The organism is Longimonas sp. (assembly GCF_040409695.1).
Lineage (GTDB): Bacteria > Bacteroidota > Rhodothermia > Rhodothermales > Salinibacteraceae > Longimonas.
Map to the genome: position 1 here is coordinate 1 of NZ_JARWGJ010000002.1, position 3,677 is coordinate 3,677.

Consider the following 3,677-nt stretch of genomic DNA (forward strand, 5'->3'; position numbering starts at 1 on the left):
GCTCTGGAAGAGGGGCTGCGGTTTGCGATCCGCGAAGGCGGCCACACGGTCGGCGCCGGTGTCGTCACCGAGATCCTCGACTAAGAAGAGAATCTGCACCCACACAGCCGCAGGGTCATTCTGGGCCCTGCGGTGTTCATCTGCATCTGCTGAAACAAACTGACTGTAATGGCCACCCAGCAAAAGATACGTATTAAGCTGAAGTCATACGATCACATGCTGATCGACAAGAGCGCCGAGAAGATTATTCGGACGGTCAAGTCGACAGGTGCTGTGGTCAGCGGCCCGATTCCGTTGCCGACCAAGAAAAAGGTATATACGGTACTTCGGGGTCCGCACGTAGACAAAAAGAGCCGTGAACAGTTTGAGCGGCGTCATCACAAACGCCTTATCGACATCCTCTCGTCCAACAGCGAGACGGTAGACGCCCTCATGAAGCTTGAGCTTCCCAGTGGGGTAGATGTTGAAATCAAAGTGTGATACGAATAGCTCCGGTCGCCTCAGGCAAGCGGGCAGCATCTTTGCAGCCATCTTGCTTGTGTGCGCATCCCTCTTAGCAGTTGGATGCACCAGCGTCTCAAAAGAAGAACAGCTTGAGGCGCTTGAAGGAAGGTGGGAAATCTCTGAGATGCTAACAACCCCGCGTGGCGACTTTACAGAGACGCTACGCTCTCGATACGACGAAGGGCCTACTTTGACCTTTCGGACCTCCGAGTCCCCACGGTTTACATTGCGGGGCGTACCATCGGAAGCGGACCAAGAGCCCCTCAATGTGCAAGGACGTGTTGAGATCATAGCAGCAAACGAACTTGTGCTTGCTGTTGACAGCGAACGCGAAGCGGTGTGGGTGTTTGACTTTGAAACAGGAACACGGCTAACGCTTCGAGCACGACCCGGTCCTTTTGGGCCAGCACCTGTGCTTGCTGTACTGCTTCCTACTTTTAGTTGGACCGAGAACGACGGGGCAACGCTCTTGCTTGAGCGCTTGCCTGATTAGGCCTGCCAACGCTGCAGCGCCTCCAAGTTAAAACATTTTTTGATCGGCATAATTGACTCGACGGACTGTCATGAGTAGTGGACTGATTGGCAAAAAGATAGGAATGACCAGCATCTTTGATGATGCGGGCAATAACATTGCCTGCACTGTCATCGAGGCCGGCCCCAACATTGTGACCCAGGTGAAGACTGCCGATGGGCCCGATGGATACGACGCCGTGCAGCTTGCTTTTGACAGTAAGCCAGAGAAAAACACCACAAAGGCGCTACAGGGTCACTTTGCGAGTGCCGGCTCTGAGCCCAAGCGCAAGCTGGTCGAATTTGCTCCTGCAGACGAGGAGCTTGACCGTGGCGATGCCTTGCATCCGGATGACGTATTCGAGGAAGGCGAGGTGATCGACGTAGTCGGAATCTCGAAAGGAAAAGGGTTTCAGGGCGTTGTAAAGCGCCACGGATTTTCGGGTGTAGGGATGCGTACACACGGACAGTCTGACCAGCAGCGTCATCCTGGCTCGATTGGTGCTTCAGCTGACCCCTCACGCGTCTTTAAAGGGATGCGGATGGGCGGCCGGATGGGCAATGATCGCACGATGATCAAGAACCTGGAAGTTGTGCGGATCCTCCCCGATCACAACGCGATCCTCGTGAAGGGGTCCGTGCCAGGCGCAAAAAACAGCTACGTCGAGCTTCACAAAAAATAACGGCTTGCTGGTAAACAGCGGTACACACTGGTCGTACCGCATCGAGTGATTGCATCTTCTGCACAAGAACCGAACCATGGATCTCGAAATTATACAAGAAGACGGCGTAGCCTCAGGCGAAACAGTAGCGCTTGATCCTACCGTTTTTAACATCGAACCCAATGACCACGTCATATGGCTTGATGTGAAACGGATTCAAGCGAACAAGCGCCAAGGCACGCACAAGACCAAAGAACGCAGCGACGTGCGCGGAAGTGGGCGTAAGCTGTATCGCCAGAAAGGCACGGGTAATGCGCGTGCTGGTGATGCCAAGTCGCCCATCCGCCAGACGGGTGGACGAGCCCACGGTCCACGGCCGCGCTCGTACCACCAGAAGGTGAACAAAAAGACGTCGCGCCTGGCTCGGCGCTCGGCCCTTTCATACAAGGCACAGAACGACAGCCTGTATGTAGTCGAAGACTTTAGCATGGACCGGCCAAGCACGAAAGACCTGCGCGAGCTGCTCTCGCTGCATGACTTGACTGATACAAAGGTGCTGGTCGTGACTGCCGATCTTGAGAAAGAGATCTACCTCTCAGCGCGTAACCTTAACAAGGTAAGCGTGCGCGAGGTGCAGAGCCTCTCGACAATCGACGTGCTGGATGCCGACGCTGTGCTCCTGCAACGTGGAGCCCTTGACTACCTGACCGACCTGCTATCTGTGGATCCGGCAGCTGCGTAACCTGCCGGTGCCGCTGCGCCCTATCATGCTGAAACCAGTTGACCTATGAGCAACCGCATTCTAATCGAACCGCACCTTACAGAGAAGGCGACCGAGCAGATGTACGAAGGAAAGTACTCCTTCGTCGTCAACCTCGGAGCAAGCAAGCCGCAGATTCGAGCTGCCATTGAGCGGCGCTACCCGGGCGTGCGTGTCAAGAAAATCCGCACGCAGATTGTGCCTGGAAAACGCCGCCGCCAGTTTCGCCAGGGGTCAATGATTGAAGGGCGAACATCCGGATTTAAGAAAGCCATTGTGGAAGTTGATCCGGAAGGCGAGCAGATCGACTTCTTTGAAGATGTGTAATTGATGCGCCCCGCATCCACTACAAACTGAATGGATCACGCAGGCGCACGAGCCCTGCACAAGTATAGCAACTGCCTTATGTCGATTAAAAAGTCAAAACCAAATATAAACAGCCAGCGCCAACGCTCGGTGTCCGGCTTCGACGAGATTACTGAGACGGAGCCAGAAAAGAGCTTGCTGGAGCCACTTAAGAAGTCGGGTGGACGCAACAACCAGGGGCGCATGACCATGCGTTACCGAGGAGGCGGCCACAAGCGCCGTTACCGCAAGATCGACTTTAAGCGCCAGAAAGACAACATCCCAGCTCGTGTGGCAACTGTTGAGTACGACCCAAACCGGTCGGCTCGTATTGCCCTTCTCGTGTATGCCGACGGGGAAAAGCGTTACATCATTGCTCCTGATGGGATTGAAGTCGGAACGACCGTAATAAGCGGTCCGGCAGCCCCGCCTGATCTTGGCAACTGCCTCCCGCTCTCCAACATGCCGCTTGGTACTGTTGTGCATGCCATCGAAATGAAGCCTGGCAAAGGCGCACAGATGGCGCGCGCTGCGGGTACTGAAGCGCGCCTCACCGCCCGTGAAGGCGATTTCGCGACGCTGCAGCTGCCTTCGGGCGAGACGCGCGTTGTGCCGGCAGAATGCCGTGCTACGGTAGGAACGACCAGCAATGTTGACCACATGAACATCATGCTCGGCAAAGCCGGGCGGAAGCGCTGGCTCGGACGCCGTCCACGTACACGAGGGGTCGCAATGAACCCGGTCGACCACCCAATGGGTGGTGGTGAAGGGCGGGCTTCGGGGGGGCACCCGCGTTCCCGAAAAGGAGTGCCTGCTAAGGGCTACAAGACCCGCAAACGCAACAAGACATCCAACAAATACATCATTCGGCGGCGGACCGAGCGCAAGAAGCGCCG

General features: G+C 55.9%; 7 protein-coding genes. All 7 read left to right on the forward strand.

Going from position 1 to position 3,677, the window contains the following annotated elements; translation table 11 throughout:
• The coding region (locus PPP56_RS00020) for an EF-Tu C-terminal domain-related protein (protein ID WP_353561493.1) at positions 1-84 on the forward strand (84 nt) is incomplete at its 5' end.
• An 84-nt stretch (positions 85-168) separates the two neighbouring features.
• Positions 169-480 carry a 30S ribosomal protein S10 gene (gene rpsJ, locus PPP56_RS00025; RefSeq protein WP_098063350.1) on the forward strand — a complete coding sequence of 104 codons (312 nt, stop codon included), beginning with the start codon at positions 169-171 and terminating at the stop codon, positions 478-480.
• 58 nt (positions 481-538) lie between these two features.
• Positions 539-997: a hypothetical protein gene (locus PPP56_RS00030; protein ID WP_353561483.1), complete on the forward strand. Its 459-nt coding sequence runs from the start codon at positions 539-541 to the stop codon at positions 995-997.
• Between the two features lie 70 nt (positions 998-1,067).
• On the forward strand, positions 1,068-1,697 hold the full coding sequence (gene rplC, locus PPP56_RS00035; protein WP_353561485.1) for a 50S ribosomal protein L3: 630 nt from the start codon (positions 1,068-1,070) through the stop codon (positions 1,695-1,697).
• 76 nt (positions 1,698-1,773) lie between these two features.
• Positions 1,774-2,418: a 50S ribosomal protein L4 gene (rplD, locus tag PPP56_RS00040; RefSeq protein ID WP_353561487.1), complete on the forward strand. Its 645-nt coding sequence runs from the start codon at positions 1,774-1,776 to the stop codon at positions 2,416-2,418.
• A 45-nt stretch (positions 2,419-2,463) separates the two neighbouring features.
• On the forward strand, positions 2,464-2,763 hold the full coding sequence (gene rplW / locus PPP56_RS00045) for a 50S ribosomal protein L23 (RefSeq protein ID WP_353561489.1): 300 nt from the start codon (positions 2,464-2,466) through the stop codon (positions 2,761-2,763).
• Between the two features lie 78 nt (positions 2,764-2,841).
• A partial coding sequence (gene rplB / locus PPP56_RS00050) for a 50S ribosomal protein L2 (RefSeq protein ID WP_353561491.1) occupies positions 2,842-3,677 on the forward strand: 836 nt, incomplete at its 3' end.